This window comes from Caproiciproducens puteiluti (genome assembly GCF_052442865.1).
GTDB lineage: Bacteria > Bacillota > Clostridia > Oscillospirales > Acutalibacteraceae > Caproiciproducens.
The window spans coordinates 2,487,718-2,505,942 of the sequence record NZ_CP194790.1 but is presented as its reverse complement, the minus strand read 5'-3'; the positions used below and the strand labels follow the sequence as shown (position 1 = coordinate 2,505,942).

Sequence of the window (18,225 nt, the reverse complement as noted above, 5' to 3'; positions counted from 1 at the left end):
AATAAATTAAAAATTTTATATTATATTTGTGAAGAGTCACGAAAAATTAAAAATTTTTTTAATAAAAAGCACATAGACTTTTCCTGTAAAAGGGTGTACTCTATATACAGTCTTGTGAATGGGTGTGACTCTGTGAAAACTTTAAAAAGAAATTTAGACGATATCGTCTATGAAACTATATGTGATGGATTTGTCGGCGGACAATATATTGCCGGAAAGCGCTTGGACCCTGCGGAGCTGGCAGAACGGTATCAAGTAAGCCAGACGCCGGTCATTCAGGCTTTGAAGCGGCTGGTACATGAACATATCTGTGAAATATCACAGGGCGGAAAATATATGATCCCCGTGGCGACCGAAGAAGAAATTCAGGAAGTCTGTATTGCCCGGCTGCTGTTTGAAGAAGACGCGGTTGTAAAGCTATGCGATACGATTACCACGGAGGACTTGGATTTTTTGGCCTTACAGGAAGAAAAGTGTGAGAAGCTTTACCGGCAGGGGAAGTCTGACGAGTATTTCAAGGCGGATATGGCTTTGCATAAAATGCTGGTGAAATTGGCGGGCAATCATTACCTTTACAATTTGTATCGTATGCTGAACAATAAATATATGATCATCCGGGCGACAACCGGGACCTCTCTGCAGCACAACGAGGCCGCCGTCCGCGAGCACAAAGAGCTGCTGGAAGCGCTCAGAAAGCATTCAAAAAAGGACGCCCGCCGCCTGATTCGGAATCATATTGTAAAAATGAAAAAGCGAATAAACGGACAGGAATAAGGGTTTTCCCTTATTTTTTTACTAAATAAAAAATTTTTTATTTTAAATAAATAATAATGCATCCTGGAAAAAGATGCTTATTATAAAAAGCAGTATTTACATTACTGAACAATCAAGGAGGAAAAAGTATGAGTATCAAAAAAGGGATTATGCCGGCGGTAATGACCTTCTGGAACAAAGATGAGTCTTACAATGAGGCGGAGACACTGCGCTATGTTGACTGGGTGATCGAGCAGGGGGCTCAGAACATTTCCTGCACAGGCAGTACGGGAGAAAACATTTCCATGACCATGGAAGAGCAAAAAAAGATCATGAAGAGCATCATCGATCATGTAAACCACCGCGTTCCGGTTTATGCAGGAACCGGCAGGTATTCCACCTCTCAGACCATTGAACTGAGCAAATACGCGCAGGAAGTCGGAGCAGAGGGCGTTCTGGTGATTATGCCTTATTACCTGCAGCCGCACAAAAGAGCGGTGGTCAACCATTTCAGGGCATTGCGCAAGGCCATCGACATCGATATCATCCTGTACAATAACCCCAGATTCTGCGGCTATGAGATGACGCCGCTGGAGATCAAGGCCATGGTAGATGAAGGTCTGGTCAACGGCGTAAAATCCGCACAGGGGGATCCAAACCGGGTGCATGAGCTGAAATACTATTGCGGGGACAGGCTGACCGTCGAGTACGGCCATGATTATGCTCCGATGGAAGGCTTTTTCGCAGGTGCGGACGGATGGTTAAGCGGTATGCCGGCCATTTTCCCGAAATTTGCACGGAATTTATATGACATCTGCGTGGAAGAAAAGAATATTGACAAAGCGCGCGAGTACTGGACAAATATTCAGCCGTTTGTGGATTATTTTATTACATACAGCACAAACGATCCCCATTGGCATGAAGTATTTAAATATGTTCTGAAGTGCCTGGGATTCGATGCGGGCCTTCCAAGAATGCCGCTCGGCGATTTGGAGGAGAAAGAAAAGAAGAAAGTCGACGCGTTGCTTGCCGACCTGAAGGCCAAAGGAATCATATAAAAAATTCATAGAGAAGGCCGGTACTGAGATCATAGCGGAGGAGGAGAAAAGACTATGAAAAGAAGAATCATAGCAGCCATTATCTCGCTTATTCTTGTAGGGTCATTAATCGGGTGTTCCAAGGATCCATCAGGTACCTCAGGCAGTTCTGACACAGGCAGCAATCGTTCCGCTTCCACGGATGGGGATACCATCCTGATCGGTGTTTCCGCGTCCAAGTCCGGTTCCGCTCCCGTCAATGGGATGAGAACCGAACAGGGCGCGCAGATGGCGGCGGACGAGATCAATGCGGCCGGTGGAGTGCTGGGCAAAAAAATTAAACTCTATGTCGCGGACGACGGCGGTACGACGGATACGGCGATCAACGCCATCAATCTGATCCTCAGCCAGAACGTCGTTGCGCAGCTGGGTCCCAATCTGAGTGGATTGACCCTGGCGATTGAACAGTCGATGGCGGATGCCGGCGTTCCGTTCCTTACGGGGGCGACCAGCCCGAAGCTGGTGACCACCATCGACAACAAGTATTTGTTCCGTGTCCGTGCATCCGACTCCATTCAGGGGCAGATTGCCGCCAAATACATTACGGAAGACCTGAAATGCAAAAAGATCGGCTTCCTGACGGACAGTGACGACTACGGGGCAGGCGCTTTGGAAGTCGCGTCCGCTTATTTTGACAAACAGGGAGTCAAATGGGTTTCCGAAACGTTTAATTCTGGCGACACCGATTTGACAAGTCAGATTCTGAATCTTCAGAAGGCGGGTGTGGACGGAATCATTGTATGGGCGCACGACACAGAGACGGCTCTTGCCGCAAGACAGTTCAATGACCTAGGCGTCCAGGTGCCGATTGTCGGCTCAACCTCCATTTCCACAACACAGGTTCTTGACCTCTGTGAAGAAGACTGGCTGACCAACTGGTACAGCGTTACCGATTTTACGCCGACGAATCCGAATGAGAAAGTGAAAGCTTTTGTGGAGAACTTCCAGAAATCGTACGGCGGCGATAAGCCGGAGCTCTATGCGTCCACCTATTACAGCGCGCTTTATGTGCTGGCGGATGCCATTAAAAGGGCCGGCTCGACGGACCGGAATGCGATCCGGGATGCTCTGGCCAAGACGGACGGGTATGAGGGCGTCTTGGCGACCTATACGCCCAACAGCAAGCAGGAGATGGTACATCAGGGCATTGTCTGCAAGATCAAGGGGAAAGAAGCCGTTTATGGGAATACCGTTACGGTAGAAGTGGAAGCTTAAAAAATGTCTGTTTGTTGTCTGCAGACACATATGTGGCTGCAGACAACCTTGTTTAGAGCCTGCTATTAATATTCGGGGAGGCTGGCGGTATGACGATTGTCGTACAATTGATTATCAGCGGGATTGCCATGGGCTTTATCTATGCCCTTGTGGGAATTGAGTTTACTTTGATCTCAAACGCATGTGACGTTGTTAACTTTGCGCATGATAAAATGATTACCTTTGGAGCGTACATTTTTGGCGGAACCTTTATGGTCGGCCTGCAGTTCGGCTTTGTTCCGGCCATTTTGCTTTCATGCATTGCAATGATGCTTTTCGGCTTTGCAATATCGAGGATTATTTTCATTCCATTGAGAAATATACCTGAAATTTTTACCATTATGGCGACGATCCTGCTCGGAAAGATCGCGATTGAGCTTTGCCGGCTGATCTGGACACCGGTGCCGTTCAGTGTTCCGGGATTTTTGTCCGGGACATACCGTCTGGGGGGGTTCGTAATCTCCAAAGCCAATGTCGCGATTATTGTGGTCGCCATGATCATAGTCATAGCCTTACAGGTCTTTCTGTATAAGACAAAGGCCGGAAAATCCATGCGCTGTGTGGCGCAGAATAAAATGGCGGCACAGATCATGGGTATTGACGTAAAACGGGTGATCTCCCTCAGCGTCGCGCTGAGCATGGTGATCTGCGGAGTTATTGGCATCCTGATTATTCCGCTTCAGAATGTCGCGACCACAATGAGCGATATGATCGGCCTGAAAGGATTTGCGGCCGCGGTCATCGGTGGGTTCGGTTTTCTGCCCGGTGCCATTGTCGGCGGCCTTTTCTGCGGTATTCTGGAAAACATCTGCACCCTTTTTATTCCGGCTGTATATAAAGATGTCATTTCCTTTGTTTTGTTGATCGGATTCCTGCTTGTCAGGCCGAAGGGGCTGACAGGGCGGACGCGTTGAGGCAAGCATACCACAGGCAGAAAGGAGAAAGAAGAGTGAAACGTTTGATTGATAAAAAGAATCTGGCTCCTGTTATGATTCTGATGCTTGCAATCCTGTTACCGGTTTTTATCAGCAATAATTATTACGTCGTTATTTTCAATCAGATTCTGATTTATTCCATTATTGTATTCGGACTGAATTTTATTACCGGTTTAACAGGACAGACAAATCTGGGAACAGCAGGAATTATGGCGTTAGGAGGGTATGTGTCCGCGATCCTCTGCACGAAATGCGGATGGAGTCCGTGGCTTTCGACGCTGCTGGCGGTTTTTGCGGGATACTTCATTGGGGTTCTTCTCGGATACCCCAGCTTGAAATTGAAGGGGGTCTATCTGGCGCTCACCACGCTGGCTTTCAATGAGGTGGTCCGGCTTCTGTCGACCAATCTGACGGGGCTGACCGGGGGAACGCAGGGCATCAAGAACATTCCGCGGTATTCTCTCTTCGGGTTTGAACTGGATACCAACCGAAAATATTACTATTTCGTTCTGGTCATAGCTGTTCTGATGTTTCTTGTTTCCGTGCGGATCGTCCATTCCAAATGGGGACGAGAGTTCAAGGCCGTGCGGGATAATATTGACGCGCTGCCCTCTCTGGGGCTGGACGTCAAAAAAATCAAGATCCGTGCCTTTACGCTTGCCGCCGTATACGGCGCGTTCGGCGGAGCCCTATACGTCCACTTCAATATGTATATGAATTCCTCAACGTATACGGTGGACCTCTCAATCAAAATGCTGATCATGCTGCTCTTCGGCGGAATCGGCAACGTTGTAGGCAATGTTTTCGGTACGGCGGTTGTCATTTTCCTTCCGGAAGCGCTTCGCTTCCTGGGAGATTACTATCAGGTTGTGTTTTATGCCATCGCGCTGGGCTGCTCCCTGTTTTTCCCAAATGGCATTATTTCCATGTTCCAGGGAATCGGGCGGTTCTTCCGGAACAGAGTGCAGAAAAAGCAGGCGGAAGGCGGTGCCCAGAATGAGTGACGTCGTATTGGAGGTAAAAGGGCTCACAAAACGTTTTGAAGGGCTGCTCGCGGTGGACAATCTGAGCTTTCAGGTAACGAAGGGCAGGCTGCATGCGCTGATCGGTCCAAACGGCGCGGGCAAAACCACGACCGTCAATATGATCACCGGCGTGTATCCGCAGACGGAGGGAGCCATTGAATTTTTCGGAGAGGAAATTTCCGGAAAACAGCCTTATCAGCGCGCGGAAATGGGCATCGGGCGGACCTTCCAGAACATTAAATTGTTTCCGACCATGACGGTGCTGGAAAACCTGATGCTGGGCGCTCAGTCCCGGACGGGACAGAACATATTGAAATGGCTGCTGCTGCCCGCACAGGCGCGGAACGAAGAGAAAAAGCTGAGGGAACAGGCGGAATCGGTACTGAATGAAATCGGGCTGTATCCCCTGAAGGAGGAAGTGGTGTCGAACCTTCCGTATGGGCGCCAGAAAATGACGGAGCTCGGGCGGACGCTGATGGGAAATCCGAAGCTGATTCTGCTGGACGAACCGGCGGCGGGGCTGAATCCCTCCGAGCGGAAGGAGTTTGTCGGGATTATTGATAAAATTGCGCAGTCCGGTGTGGATATGTTCCTGATTGAGCATAACATGGACGTTGTCATGAGCATCAGCAAGGATATTACGGTGCTGGATTTCGGTAAAAAAATTGCATCCGGAAGTCCCGCCGAGATTCAATGCAACGAAGAGGTCATCACGGCGTATCTCGGGGAAGGCTACCGGATGCAGCAGGAAAAGAAGCGCACGGAAGGGGGGATTGACGATGCTTAAAGTATCCCAGGTCAATACCTTTTACGGCAAGGTGCAGGCTCTGTTTGACGTCGATGTGGAGGTGAACGACCGGGAAATCATATCGATTATCGGATCAAACGGGGCAGGAAAATCCACCCTGATGAAAACGATTATGGGAATCGTAAAAGCGAAAAGCGGAAGCATCCGTTTCAACGACGTCGAACTGACCAAGCTGCCGGCGTCGAAAGTGATCTATAACGGGATTGTATATGTTCCGGAAGGACGTGAGATATTTGCCGAGATGACGGTTCGGGACAATCTGGAAATGGGAGCTTTTTCCAAACGTTTTTCCCCAAAAGAGATGGACCGCCATATCGAGGAAATGTATGAGCTGTTCCCAAGGCTGAGAGAACGTGAAAAGCAGATTGCGGGTTCCCTGTCCGGCGGGGAGCAGCAGATGCTGGCCATTGCCAGAGGGATGATGAGCGATCCGCAGCTGCTGATGCTGGATGAACCGTCGCTCGGCCTGGCGCCCGTGATCGTGGAGGAGGTCTTCAGGGTGATTTCCACGATCAACAAAGAAAAAAACCTTCCCGTGGTTCTGGTGGAGCAGAATGCCTACATGGCGCTGAAAATCTCCGACCGGTGCTATGTCCTGGAAAACGGGAATATCTCGATCACGGGCAAAAGCTCCGAGCTGATCGAGAGCGATCAAATTATCAAATCCTATCTCGGAGGGTAGGAGATCATTGCAGGAGGCATTATGATGCAAAAAGATATGAGCTTTCAAAATACAATCCGATACAATAAATCAGGCCCCGCCCGTTACTGCAACCGCATTGGTGTTTGGGATGAGATAGAATGCCTTCTGGCCCCTTTTGGAAAAAAATGTGTTGTCAGCGGAGGTGTGCGGGCAAGGGCCTCGGTTCAGAACAAACTGTTTCCGCAGCTGGAAAAAGCGGGAATTCAATATGTGGTGAATGCGTTTGCCGGCGAAAGCTCCGAAAACAATGTTCATAAGCTGTTACATATCTGCGAAGAATTTTCGCCGGACTATCTCATTGGGGTAGGAGGGGGGAAATCGCTGGATACGGCGAAATATGCCGCCGCTTTGTACGGCTGCCCGATTATTACGGTTCCGACGATCGCGGCCACATGTGCGGCCAGCAGCAATCAGATCATTGTTTATTCGGATTCGGGAGAGTATCTGGAGAATGTCTATCCGAAGACGAATCCGGAGCTGGTCCTTGTGGACCCGGACGTCATCCTTCACGCGCCGATCAATTATTATATTTCCGGTATTTACGACGCACTGGCCAAATGGTACGAAGGGCGAGCTTCCCTGCCGGGTTCGGAGAACGCGGATATTTTTGACCAGATGGCGCTGGCGCTGGCGCGCATGCTCAGGGAGAGCGTCTATGCGGAAGCAGCCGTGGCGGTGGAGTGCGTCCGGAAGGGAGAGCTTACCAGAGAGTTCATCGACATCTGCAACATCAATCTCTACACGGCTTCGACGGTGCAGGCACTTGGCATCAAGGCGGTGCGAAACGGGATCGCGCATTCGGTGAACAACGGTCTGTCCCTGTTGGAAGGTGCGCACGATGTCGACCATGGAATGAAGGTGGCATACGGAATCGCGGTGCAGCTGATCGTTCTTGACAGCCCGCGGGAAGAACTCCGGGAGCTGTTCGGCCTCTACAATTCCATGGGCTTTGACCCGTCCTTTCAGGGCATGCACCTCCGTTTTACTGAAGAGAATGTGGGGGCGGTTGCAAAGAAAGCGACGGATGATGTACTGATGCGGGCAAAACCGTTTGACGTGATATCACGGGAGATGCTTGGCAGCGCCATGAAGAAATTGGAAGAACTGCGCAGCTAGCGGGAGATCCGGAAGGCACCGTCTGCCGGGATTCATACCCCGGCAGGCGGTGCCCTTTTCCGTCGGCGCAGATTTATGAGAGGAGGAGGCTGTGATCACAGGAAGCCGATGCTTCGCGGTGATCACGGGAGGAAAATGAAGGTTTTAAACTATGGATCACTGAATATGGATTATGTATATTCTGTTCATCATATCGTAAGGGAAGGGGAGACCCTTGCCGCGGAGAAGAGGGGAATTTTCTGTGGCGGCAAGGGCCTGAACCAGTCCATCGCCCTGGCCAGGGCGGGTGTTCCTGTTTATCATGCCGGGGCGGTGGGAGAAGACGGCGGCATGCTGCTGCAAACCTGCCGCAAAAACGGGATCGACGCGTCGCTGATTCGGAAAACCCCCGGGGCCAGCGGGCACGCAGTGATTCAGGTGGACCAAAACGGGCGGAACAGCATTGTGCTCTTCGGAGGCGGAAACCGAAGCCAGACAAAAGAGTATGCCGACGAGGTCCTCAGCCGGTTCGGGGAAGGGGACATTCTGGTCCTTCAGAATGAAATCAATCTGCTTGACTATATCATTGACCGGGCCTGGGAAAGGAAAATGTTCATCGCACTCAACCCCTCTCCTTTCAACGAGGCCGTTCAGGCATGCGATTTAAAAAAAGTATCCCTGCTGCTGCTGAATGAGATTGAGGGTGCTCAGATCACGGGGAAAACCGATCCGGATGAGGTTCTGGACGCGCTTTCCTCAAAATATCCTTCCATGCAGATTGTTCTGACTCTCGGTGAAAAAGGGTCGGTTTATGCCAATGGGGGCAGGCGGGTCAGGCAGGAGGTGTTCCAGACCCAGGCTGTGGACACCACTGCTGCGGGCGATACCTTCACCGGCTTTTATCTGGCCGGGGTGGTTTGCGGCCAGTCGGTGGAGGAAGCGCTCCGGACAGCCTCAAAGGCGGCCTCCATCGCGGTTTCCAGACCGGGAGCGGCCGCGTCCGTTCCTTTTATGGCAGAGGTTTCGAAAGGGCTGGGATCGTGAGAAAATGGATGGAGAGTATGATGTCGTGATTATCGGCGGCGGCGTGGTCGGAAGCGCCGTGGCCCGCGAACTGTCCCGGTACCGGACGAGGATTGCCGTGCTGGAAAAAGAACTGGATGTGTGCATGGCAACCAGCGGCCGCAACACCGGCCTGCTGCATTCGGGAATTCTCAATGCGCCGGGGCTTCTGCGCACGGTCTGCTGTGTGGAGGGCAACCGGGAATTTGACCAGGTGGCGGAAGAACTGGACGTGCCGTTCAAACGGACAGGAAAAATGATCGTCGGGTTCACGCGGGAAGACCGGAACAAGCTTACTTGTTTTCAGAGACAGGGGAAGGAAAACGGAGTGCCGGGATTGAAATTTCTGGACAGGACTCAGATGGATGAGGTCAATCCGGCCATCGGAGGAAGCTTCGCGCTTTATGTGCCCTCGGCGGGCATCTTGGACCCGTTCCTCTATACGATTGCCCTGGCGGAGAACGCGGTCGCCAATGGAGTGCGGTATTATTTTGACAGCGAAGTGCTTTCCATCGCGCGGGAAAGCGGCGGGTATACTCTGCGCACGGGAGGCGGCCGGTTCCGGACACGCTGGGTCGTCAACTGCGCCGGACTGTCCGCCTGCCGGATCAGCGAGATGCTGGGATTCGGCCATTATAATCCCCACCGCCTCCGCGGGGAATATTTTCTGCTGGATAAGCTGGCCGGAAAGAAGGTTACACTCCCGATTTATCCGACACCCGGCGAAAACGGAGAATTCGGCGTCCATGTGACGCCGACCGTAGACGGAAATGTTCTGATTGGACCGGTGAATTACTATCCTGACGGGGAAATAAGCTATGCAACCACGAGAGAGGCCGTCGGGCCTTTGATGGAAAACGGGAAAGAGCTTTATCCGCAATTGGATCGAAGGAATGTCATCCGCTCCTACGCGGGTGTCTTTCCGCGCGTGGAAGATCCGGAGACCGGGAAGGAGCTGGACTTCCGGATTGAAACAAAGGAGGAGGCGCCCTGCGCGGTCAATCTGGTCTCCATCACGTCTCCCGGGCTTACCGGCGCGCTTCCGATCGCGCGCAGAGTGGCCGCGGCGATTGTGGAAAAAGAGCCGCTGCCGCCCCGGCCCGGATTTGATCCCCGCCATAAACGGATCGTCCGTTTCGCGGAATGTACGGCGGAGGAACAGGAGCGGCTGATTGCCGCGAACGCGGATTACGGCGAACTGGTCTGCCGCTGCGAGCACGTGACGAAGGCCGAGCTCCGGAAGGCAATCCGGAATCCTCTGCACGCCGTGACGGTCAACAGTGTCAAGTACCGGACGCGGGCGGGCATGGGGCGGTGCCAGGGCGGCTACTGTGAGAGCCGGATTGTGGAGCTCATGCAGGAGGAATACGGCCTCAGGCCGGAAGAAATCCGGCTTTTCAGTAAGAATTCGTATCTGTTTACCGGAAAAGTAAAGAATTAGAAGGGAAGAGGCGATCAGATGATCCGGACAGAGAAAGAGGTCGTGATTATCGGCGGCGGCGCTGCCGGCCTGTCGGCCGCGGTAGAGCTGTGCCGGAAGGGTGTCACGGACATCGTGCTGCTGGAACGGGAAGAGGAGCTGGGCGGCGTCCTTCGGCAGTGTATCCACGATGGGTTTGGGCTGTCACGGTTTGGAGAGAACCTGAGCGGGCCGGAATACGCGGATCGGTTCATCCTGGAAGTGAAGAAACGGAAAATCGCATACAGAACGCGGGCGACGGTCGTCCGTATTACGGCGGACAGGGTAATTACCGTCGTAACGAAAGACGGGCTTCTGCAGTATGCGGCAAAAGCGGTAGTGCTGGCAATGGGGTGCCGGGAACGGACCAGGGGAAACCTTGCGGTTGCGGGGACAAGGCCGGCCGGCATCTATACGGCGGGGCTTGCGCAAAATTATATCAATCTGAAAAATATCATGGTGGGAAAAGACGCCGTAATTATGGGCTCTGGAGATATCGGCATGATTATAGCGCGCAGACTCAGCCTGGAGGGGGCCAGAGTCCGCGCCGTTTTTGAGCTGATGCCTTATCCGAGCGGCCTTCCCCGGAACATTGAGCAATGTCTGCGCGATTATGATATTCCGCTGTACCTGAACCGCTCCGTGACGGAGATCAAGGGAAGGGAGCGCGTCGAAGGGGTAACCGTGATGGAGGTGGACGGGGAGTTCCGGCCGATTCCGGGAACCGAGCAGGATTTTCCATGCGACACACTGATCCTTTCCGTGGGGCTGATACCGGAAAATGAACTGTGCCGGGAGGCGGACATCCGGCTCGACCCGCATACCGGAGGGGCGGCGGTGGATGAGAATTATCAGACGAGCGTTCGCGGGATTTTTTCAGCGGGCAATGTCCTTCACGTTCATGATTTGGTGGATTTTGTATCGATCGAGGCCGAACGGATGGCGGACATGATCGCACGCTATCTGGAAGAGTCCTCCCGGTTCGGCGACTGCGGCGTCCGGGTTTCCTGTGGGAAGGGAATCGGCCATATTCTGCCGCAGTATATCAGCGGGACAAGGGACGTCGTCTTTTCCCTGCGGGTCTGCCGCCCCATGGAAGACTGTGCGGTTCAGATTTGGCAGGGCGGAGAGGTCATCCTTCAAAAACAGTATAAAAAAGCGATGCCGGCCCAGATGCTGCAGCTGACACTGCCCAGAAACCGGCTGAAACAAGGATACGAAATCGAGGTCCGATGCGTATGAAAAAAGAAATGACCTGTATCATCTGCCCCAATGGATGCCTGCTGACGGTGGAAACCGAAAAGGAATGCGTCCGTATCCTCGGGGCGAAATGCGAGCGCGGGAAGCAGTACGCATACACGGAGATGATGGACCCGCAGCGCACCGTAACGACTACCGTCCTTGTGGAGAACGGGACGGAGCCGTTGTGCAGCGTCCGGCTCAGCAAAGCCGTTTCGAAGGGGGCGGTTTTCACCGTCATGAGAGAGACGCGGAAACTGCGTGCGCGGGCTCCGATTGCGATCGGCGACGTTCTGACCGCGAATCTCTGCGGCCTGGGCTGCGACCTTCTCGCAACACGTAACGTTTCCGCGAGATGAAGGAAGGGAAAAATCGGTTTTCCCCAGAACCTGCACCGCGGTTCGGGGAATGGGGCCCATCAACGCGAAAAAACAGCCCAGCCCATAAGGACCGAACTGCTTTTTGGTGTGGGTGTTCATAAGGACAAACTCGAAAACTCGCATAAAAAATGGTTTACGGCATCGGACAAATGAATATAACACACGAAAAGCACTTAACTTTGAATGGTTGGTGCTTTTTGCTTATATAGTGCAAAGGCGGCTAAAGAATAGATCTACCTTTGTGCAAAGAATTCGTTGTTTTGGCCTCTCTTATTGAGTACTATAATCGGATACAATTTTCTATAAACAATTCTGTCACTTTTTAATTTATATCGAATTGTCTCAATCTCTATTAGATCATCATTTTCATTAATAAGTCTTTTAAGAGCTGCAATTTCTCTCAATGTGAATTTTGGGAGAGGTACGCCACCACTTGGATCAGTAGGCCCAGTAGGATCCTGTGGCATCAGATCAAATTCCTTCCGAATAAAAATATTTTTACTGCGCGGTTCCAATACTTGATAAATAGGTAATCTATTTAATTGTTCTTGACATCCAATAATTACAACGAATAGTGTTGTGCGTTTATCAACTACAGTTTCCCCTAATCTAAATTTCAATTTAATACCCCCACATAATTATAATAATATTACGATGGATGTAACGAAGAAAATTAAGCACAGGAAAATTGATAAATAAAACGCAATCATGGATATTGTTATGTAAAAAACACGCTTTTCATTTGCTTTAAACCTATCAGTCTGTAATTTTTTCAATAGATTAGTCTTATAAACGATTATTTTTTCTTCCGATAATAGTTCATTGATACTGTCTATAATATTATTCTGTATGTCACTACCTGAAAGTGTTCTTATTTTAAACCTCCATTGAGCTAACAGCGCAAGAACAAAACTTACAAGTAGAAAAAGTGTAATTATTGATACAAAAATAAAAATGAAGGTGAGGTCAAGTGTTCCTCGATTATCAATGAGTATTGGTAATAACATAAACAAAGCCGCAGTTATCACAGAAAAAGCCGTTTGCATTTGTGCTGCTTGTGTTAATAGCGATTGTTCACGTGATAATTCCTCATTGTATTTTTGTTGCAATAGATTCTCACCTAATTTTAATACTCTTATTTTAGCCAGCTCTTTGTCTTTAGTATTATCCATAGTAAATCTCCCGTAGTAATGTTCAAAAATCAGCGGCCATTGCCCAAAGTATAGCATATAAACAATCAAATAAAAACCACAGGACGACAAATGTCAGCCTGTTTTGTCCTTATGAACACCCGATATTTTTCCTTTCGCCGCAACAGATTGAAAGGCCTAAGCTTTTGGATTTTCACCCAGACGGAACTTTAATGCTTTTATTGTGTCCAACAAAAAAAGCTGTTCTTCTTCGGACAAGCTTTTTGCAGAATCATAGAGTTCAGCCAAAATCTTTGCGCTTCGAGAAGTTTCGCTTTTATCTTCCATATCGCCAACGCCATATAGTAGCCAGTCTTTATTAATTTTTAATGTCTGACACACAGCATTCACAACAATGCCTTGAGGCTCGGTCTTATCTTTCTCAAGGTTAAAAATAACTCCCCTTGAGATCCCGATCGCTTCCGACAAGGATTCTTGGGTATAACCGCCTTTTTTGCGAGCATATTTTAATCGTTCGCCTAATGTATTCATAGAACCACCTCAAGACCATTATACAACACCAAAAATCATTGTCAATGATTTTATTAAGCCGAAATCAAAAAATAGCTTTGATAGATGCATTGACAATGATTTATAAAGGGCGTACAATTCATTTTCAAGGCAATAAAGCAGAAAATTAAGCGTTGACAATGAAATTTCTCAATAGAAAGGTTTGTATCATTATGAAACTTATCGCCGTATGTGGCAGTGCAAGAAAACAGGGCAATACCGCAAAGATGTTACATAAAGTCATTGAAGGCGCAAAATCAGTAGGCGCTGAAACGGAATTTGTAAATCTTTTCGACCTAAATTACAAAGACTGCATCAGCTGTTATGCGTGCAAACTGAAAAACCGCAAGTCCTCCGCGCATTGTGCGTTAAACGACGATTTGAGGCCCTTGCTGCAGAGTATTGAGCAAGCGGATGCCATCGTTCTTGGTTCGCCCATTTATTATGCTAATATATCAGGTCAAATGAGTTCATTCACAAATAGATTAATGTTCCAATATCTTGATTATGGTGCTAAAGGTACAGGCCCGAAACCAAAATTCTTTAAAACAGCCCTGATTGCGACAATGAATGGGGATGATGAATCTTATGTTGCAAGAGGAGTTAAGGATACTCTAGATCGTTTAAAAGAAATGCTTGGTCATACCTTGGGTAGCTGTGAGTTGCTGACGCTGACCGACACCGTTCTGTTTGATGATTATTCAAAGTATGTTTATCAGATGCCGGATCTGGAAGAAAAATCGAGCCGCGTCGAGAAAATTCCGGCTGAGGATTTAAAGAGGGCGTTTGATTTAGGTGTTAGACTTATCCGGGAGCGTTAGAGTCAGGGTGAATGCCGGTTTGTTTTCACATTATATAAATAATCGACAATTCACTGCCCGTCAAATCCCTGTTTAGCTCTCCGGCATCGATACACCATTTATTAAATTATAGCACAAAATAGAAATCGTTCCTACAAAATGATTGTTAATAAACTGGATTTGTACATCTTTATACCTCATTATTAAATCATAAGCAAATCGGAATTCATTTTATATTTTTAGTTTGTTTTAATATGAGGCTCCTGTCCAATCAATCCCTTCCAATAATTTTATTAAAGAATTCCATTTGCCATTTTCCCAATCTATTTTCCTGTCCCCCTCATTGACTTTTCCAAGGGAGATTCTCTTATCTTTAATTTCACCAAATTCACCCGAACCTGCATATAAGCGCCATTCCAAGCCATTTGTATATAATACAACTAGTGGATTTTCGGTATCATTTTCTCTGTACCGATGCTTTTCTGCTTGTGTTTCCTCGTTGTCAAGATTTACAACAAATCTCTTTATTTCAACTACACCTATCATTTTTGGTTCTTTTATTGTCATGACTGCGAAATCCGGAAAGCCAGCTGTAGTCAGAAATTTATTGCCAATTGCGGATTTCCGCCGGGCAGATACATCTCTCAAAGAATAATTTTTCATGTTTTCTCTGTTCCTAAGCAATGCCGCGATTACGGAATAGAGCTCGCATTCTATGGGATTCTGTATCAGTATTAAATTTAATTCTCTTTGATATAATTCAAACTCCTCTGTAATAGTCATGTTAACTCCTTATTATCAAAAAACACTTACTAATCTAGACTATAAATTCCTGTTTGGTGCTCTGTTATCTATCAAAATTATAGCACAAAATAAAAATCGTTCCTACAGAATGATCACTCAATTTCTGTAGAAGCGATTTTGGTGCCGGTGGCCGGACTCGGGTGTTGGCACGCTGAACCCGCGTTCCGCGAGTCCCTGCATTTATCCCGGAGAATTTGATTTCCAGATGTTTCTCCCAACCTGCACCGCGGTTCGGGGGATGGAGCCATCAACGCGAAAAAGCAGCCCAGCCCATAAGGGCCGAACTGCTTTTTGTGTCATTTGCTCAATCTAGATGCAGGCTGCTAACCGAGAAAATCTTATTTCTGTTCCAGTCGCCCATTTTCTCGCTGGTGCGCGCCCTTTTCACGCAACGACATTTTATTGCCCTCCGTTATTAACAATATCACAGCTAAAGCGATAAACGGAAGACCGCCGATAATGCCGGTGATTGCGGGGCCAAGCAGCGTGTTATAGCTGCCTTTGATCAGAAGAATCGGCAGTGCCGCGCCCGCATTGACTGTCGAATGTATCATGGCGGCGGGGATGGCACTTTGCAGTTTGATTGATATATAGCCTTCTATCGTGCCAAGTATAACACAAAAAACAATCATGGCAATAATACCGAGCCAAGGATAGCCCCAATAGCTGGTTCCGTAATTGTGACCCATCACGATAACGGGCAAGTGCCAGATACCTCATATTGCCCCTGTAATGATTAACGCGGCCCTGTCAGATAAAAACATGCGCAGTTTTGGGAGCAGATACCCTCTCCAGCCAAGCTCTTCACCCATGGTCGGAATGATATTTACAATCGGTCCTAATACAACAAAAATTAAAACCTGAACAATCAGCAGATTGGATGTGGCAAGCCCCTGCTTGCCGCTTGAAGCTACCATTCCTTTTAAAGCTGTAAGTTCCGGGTCAAACGAGCTGGGGAAAATCAGGAAATAAAGTGCACCGCTCAAAAGCAACAAGACTGTCGGGCCGAAGTACACAAGCAGATAGTCTTTCGCATGCCCCTTGAAGTGAGGACGCAGATACATATTTCCAAATCCTTCTTTTGTGATAAGCCGCGTTAATATGCTGCTCAGAGCTGGGGCAAACATTGCTGACGCGATGATTACCACTGATACACCGGTTCCGTAAAGCAGCCCGTAGATTGGTACCAATAAAAACAAAATCCATGCGATGACAATTGTAAGCGTAACAAACATAATTAGCCGTTTTTTTGCTGCCAATTTTTCCTGTTCCATCATAACTATCCCCTCTTATCGATATTATTTGAAGTTATTTTGAAGTTCTTCAGTGATATTCTGAAAGCTCTGTTCATCTGAGAGAACGGAGAACACCGGATTATTCACGATTACATCAGACATGCTTTTCCTGATTGTTTTCTCATCCCGGGGAAGATCCGTTCCCAGATCGAGCTTATCCAGCCAACCTTCTATATGGTCAAAAAAAGCGTCGCCATGCAAGTGCAGAGGGTAAATATCACTTGTTACGATCTCAGTATACTTTTGCAGCATCTCAAGCGCCTTATCATGATTTTTCTGCGCAATATATCCCTGCGCGGCGGAAATATACAAATTGACCAAGACGCCGGGATGCAGATGCCTCATGTCAAACGATTCCGCTAAGACAAGCGAGCGCCGCAGCACCTCGTCAAATTTGGAGGGAACATCCGCGCATAGCATAAGGTAAGCTGGGAAGAAATTGAACAGGACAACGATATTCTGAAAAATTCCAACCTGTAAAACAGATTTTGCCTCATCGGCGCGCCCCGTCATTTGATAGGCGGAAGCCAAAAGCGATTCAGGGGGAAGCGCAGGCGCGACTGTTCCGTTCAGCAGTTCCAGCACGGCATTGGGATCATTGGAAATGAGGCTGCATAAAGCCTCCATATACAAAGCCTGTCTGGTAATCGATACATCGTCGCATTCCACTCTGACCCGGATAAAGAGAGCCTTGGCTTCCTCGATCACAGACACGGATTTTTTGGGGTCCTTCAGCAATTCTATGTGATTGATCATCAGTATCCCCATATGCAGCAGCAATGGAAAACAGGAATAGTATTTTTTAATTATCTTTCGGCAGTTTTCCATGACCTCGTCAAACGGTTTTGACGTAAAATCCGCCGACAGGTTTCGGTACAGTTTACGAATATCCTCTTTTGTCATCTGTGGCTTATAATCCATCAATTGGTCAATGCTGATGTTAAAGTACGCAGCCAGTTGCGGAAGAAAGGTAACATCGGGATAGCTTTGCTCTGTTTCCCATTTGGAAACGGATGCTTTAGATACTCCAATGTAATTTGCAAGCTCATCTTGAGTGATGCCCATTTCCTTGCGCTTATTTACAAGAACTTTCGCGATATTAATTTCTTTCACATTAATCACCTCTGATTACATATTAGTGAATAGTTCAAAGAAAATCAATGGATTTGCGGTAGATAAAAGTTGAATAAATCAACTTGTGAGATACTTCTGACCGGAGCTGCTATTATATCGCATTAGCTGGGGTAAATAGTACAGCAGATAAACTCAACTTAAATTATATAAAAAAGCAACATGAAGGTTTGAATCCTTACATGTTGCTTTTGTTTTGGTGGATAATCACGCTAAATCCGAACACATTTATTTTATTAATGGCATGCTAATCCTACTTCTACCTCGTTACGCATTGGAGACTGCACGGAGCATATGTTAGTTAATTTCCAATTACCGATTTTTGGAGTCACTACAAAAGAGTAAAACATGCCTGCCTTCTGAATATTAGTTAAAATATTGATTAATTACTAATTGATTATTCCCAAAATATGGTTTATCGCAATGCTTACCGCTAAGGCAAATCTATAATTGCTTATAGTTATTGTATCGTATTATTTGAACAGAAATTTGGTGTTGAGAATAATTTTAAAGTCTATTTTGAAATAAAGAAAGCCTTAAAACCCGCATTACAGCTAGGTTTTAAGGCAATGGTGCCGGTGGCCGGACTCGAACCGGCACGGTATCGCTACCGGTGGATTTTGAGTCCACTACGTCTGCCAATTCCATCACACCGGCATGAACAACGTGTTATATTATATAATAA

20 protein-coding genes and 1 tRNA gene are annotated in these 18,225 nt (G+C 48.1%); 13 read left to right on the top strand and 8 right to left on the bottom strand.

The window, feature by feature from the left end:
• Window positions 1-132: 132 nt before the first annotated feature.
• The 12 genes from ACRQU7_RS12230 (at window position 133) to ACRQU7_RS12175 (ending at window position 11,789) form a co-directional block, all read left to right on the top strand.
• On the top strand, window positions 133-774 hold the full coding sequence (locus ACRQU7_RS12230; RefSeq protein WP_141825508.1) for a GntR family transcriptional regulator: 642 nt from the start codon (window positions 133-135) through the stop codon (window positions 772-774).
• 128 nt (window positions 775-902) lie between these two features.
• Window positions 903-1,811: a dihydrodipicolinate synthase family protein gene (locus ACRQU7_RS12225; protein WP_444641163.1), complete on the top strand. Its 909-nt coding sequence runs from the start codon at window positions 903-905 to the stop codon at window positions 1,809-1,811.
• Between the two features lie 54 nt (window positions 1,812-1,865).
• Window positions 1,866-3,065 (top strand): ABC transporter substrate-binding protein, encoded by a 1,200-nt coding sequence (locus ACRQU7_RS12220; protein ID WP_444641161.1) that lies wholly within the window; start codon window positions 1,866-1,868, stop codon window positions 3,063-3,065.
• A gap of 89 nt (window positions 3,066-3,154) precedes the next feature.
• Window positions 3,155-4,018: a branched-chain amino acid ABC transporter permease gene (locus tag ACRQU7_RS12215; RefSeq protein ID WP_141825505.1), complete on the top strand. Its 864-nt coding sequence runs from the start codon at window positions 3,155-3,157 to the stop codon at window positions 4,016-4,018.
• 35 nt (window positions 4,019-4,053) lie between these two features.
• Window positions 4,054-5,043, top strand: coding sequence for a branched-chain amino acid ABC transporter permease (locus ACRQU7_RS12210; protein WP_444641160.1), 990 nt, complete (start codon window positions 4,054-4,056; stop codon window positions 5,041-5,043).
• Complete coding sequence (locus tag ACRQU7_RS12205) at window positions 5,036-5,851, top strand: ABC transporter ATP-binding protein (RefSeq protein ID WP_444641158.1); 816 nt, start codon at window positions 5,036-5,038, stop codon at window positions 5,849-5,851. Before ACRQU7_RS12210 ends, ACRQU7_RS12205 begins: the two co-directional genes overlap by 8 nt.
• Window positions 5,844-6,554 (top strand): ABC transporter ATP-binding protein, encoded by a 711-nt coding sequence (locus ACRQU7_RS12200; RefSeq protein WP_444641156.1) that lies wholly within the window; start codon window positions 5,844-5,846, stop codon window positions 6,552-6,554. The genes ACRQU7_RS12205 and ACRQU7_RS12200 overlap by 8 nt, the downstream gene beginning before the upstream one ends.
• Window positions 6,555-6,578: 24 nt before the next feature.
• A complete protein-coding gene (locus tag ACRQU7_RS12195; RefSeq protein ID WP_444641154.1) occupies window positions 6,579-7,691 on the top strand; it encodes an iron-containing alcohol dehydrogenase family protein in 1,113 nt (370 codons plus the stop codon).
• A 75-nt stretch (window positions 7,692-7,766) separates the two neighbouring features.
• Window positions 7,767-8,714: a ribokinase gene (locus tag ACRQU7_RS12190; RefSeq protein WP_444641152.1), complete on the top strand. Its 948-nt coding sequence runs from the start codon at window positions 7,767-7,769 to the stop codon at window positions 8,712-8,714.
• Window positions 8,715-8,718: 4 nt separating this feature from the next.
• Window positions 8,719-10,173, top strand: a complete 1,455-nt coding sequence (locus ACRQU7_RS12185; protein ID WP_444641150.1) for an NAD(P)/FAD-dependent oxidoreductase — start codon at window positions 8,719-8,721, stop codon at window positions 10,171-10,173.
• An 18-nt stretch (window positions 10,174-10,191) separates the two neighbouring features.
• Window positions 10,192-11,433, top strand: a complete 1,242-nt coding sequence (locus tag ACRQU7_RS12180; RefSeq protein WP_444641148.1) for an NAD(P)/FAD-dependent oxidoreductase — start codon at window positions 10,192-10,194, stop codon at window positions 11,431-11,433.
• Entirely contained in the window at window positions 11,430-11,789 is a 360-nt protein-coding gene (locus ACRQU7_RS12175; protein ID WP_444641146.1) for a DUF1667 domain-containing protein, read from the top strand. The genes ACRQU7_RS12180 and ACRQU7_RS12175 overlap by 4 nt, the downstream gene beginning before the upstream one ends.
• Before the next feature lie 254 nt (window positions 11,790-12,043).
• On the opposite strand, the gene ACRQU7_RS12170 is transcribed toward ACRQU7_RS12175, so the two are convergent.
• The 3 genes from ACRQU7_RS12170 to ACRQU7_RS12160 all read right to left on the bottom strand — a co-directional run bounded on the left by ACRQU7_RS12170 (window position 12,044) and on the right by ACRQU7_RS12160 (window position 13,492).
• Window positions 12,044-12,430, bottom strand: a complete 387-nt coding sequence (locus ACRQU7_RS12170) for a hypothetical protein (protein ID WP_444641144.1) — start codon at window positions 12,428-12,430, stop codon at window positions 12,044-12,046.
• A gap of 18 nt (window positions 12,431-12,448) precedes the next feature.
• Window positions 12,449-12,982, bottom strand: coding sequence for a hypothetical protein (locus ACRQU7_RS12165; RefSeq protein ID WP_444641142.1), 534 nt, complete (start codon window positions 12,980-12,982; stop codon window positions 12,449-12,451).
• Window positions 12,983-13,138: 156 nt separating this feature from the next.
• A complete protein-coding gene (locus ACRQU7_RS12160; RefSeq protein WP_444641140.1) occupies window positions 13,139-13,492 on the bottom strand; it encodes a helix-turn-helix domain-containing protein in 354 nt (117 codons plus the stop codon).
• A 191-nt stretch (window positions 13,493-13,683) separates the two neighbouring features.
• Between ACRQU7_RS12160 and ACRQU7_RS12155 the strand changes: the two genes are divergently transcribed.
• A complete protein-coding gene (locus ACRQU7_RS12155; RefSeq protein ID WP_444641138.1) occupies window positions 13,684-14,331 on the top strand; it encodes a flavodoxin family protein in 648 nt (215 codons plus the stop codon).
• Between the two features lie 228 nt (window positions 14,332-14,559).
• Here ACRQU7_RS12155 and ACRQU7_RS12150 read toward each other — a convergent pair whose 3' ends face one another.
• The 5 genes from ACRQU7_RS12150 to ACRQU7_RS12130 all read right to left on the bottom strand — a co-directional run bounded on the left by ACRQU7_RS12150 (window position 14,560) and on the right by ACRQU7_RS12130 (window position 18,197).
• The gene (locus ACRQU7_RS12150) at window positions 14,560-15,093 is read right to left on the bottom strand and encodes a hypothetical protein (protein ID WP_444641136.1); all 534 of its coding nucleotides are present in this window, start codon (window positions 15,091-15,093) and stop codon (window positions 14,560-14,562) included.
• Window positions 15,094-15,452: 359 nt separating this feature from the next.
• Window positions 15,453-15,818: a hypothetical protein gene (locus ACRQU7_RS12145; RefSeq protein WP_444641135.1), complete on the bottom strand. Its 366-nt coding sequence runs from the start codon at window positions 15,816-15,818 to the stop codon at window positions 15,453-15,455.
• A gap of 12 nt (window positions 15,819-15,830) precedes the next feature.
• Window positions 15,831-16,391 (bottom strand): CPBP family glutamic-type intramembrane protease, encoded by a 561-nt coding sequence (locus tag ACRQU7_RS12140; protein ID WP_444641134.1) that lies wholly within the window; start codon window positions 16,389-16,391, stop codon window positions 15,831-15,833.
• Window positions 16,392-16,412: 21 nt separating this feature from the next.
• Window positions 16,413-17,522, bottom strand: coding sequence for a helix-turn-helix domain-containing protein (locus ACRQU7_RS12135; RefSeq protein WP_444641132.1), 1,110 nt, complete (start codon window positions 17,520-17,522; stop codon window positions 16,413-16,415).
• Between the two features lie 588 nt (window positions 17,523-18,110).
• A tRNA-Leu gene (locus ACRQU7_RS12130) sits at window positions 18,111-18,197 on the bottom strand.
• Between the last annotated feature and the right edge of the window lie 28 nt (window positions 18,198-18,225).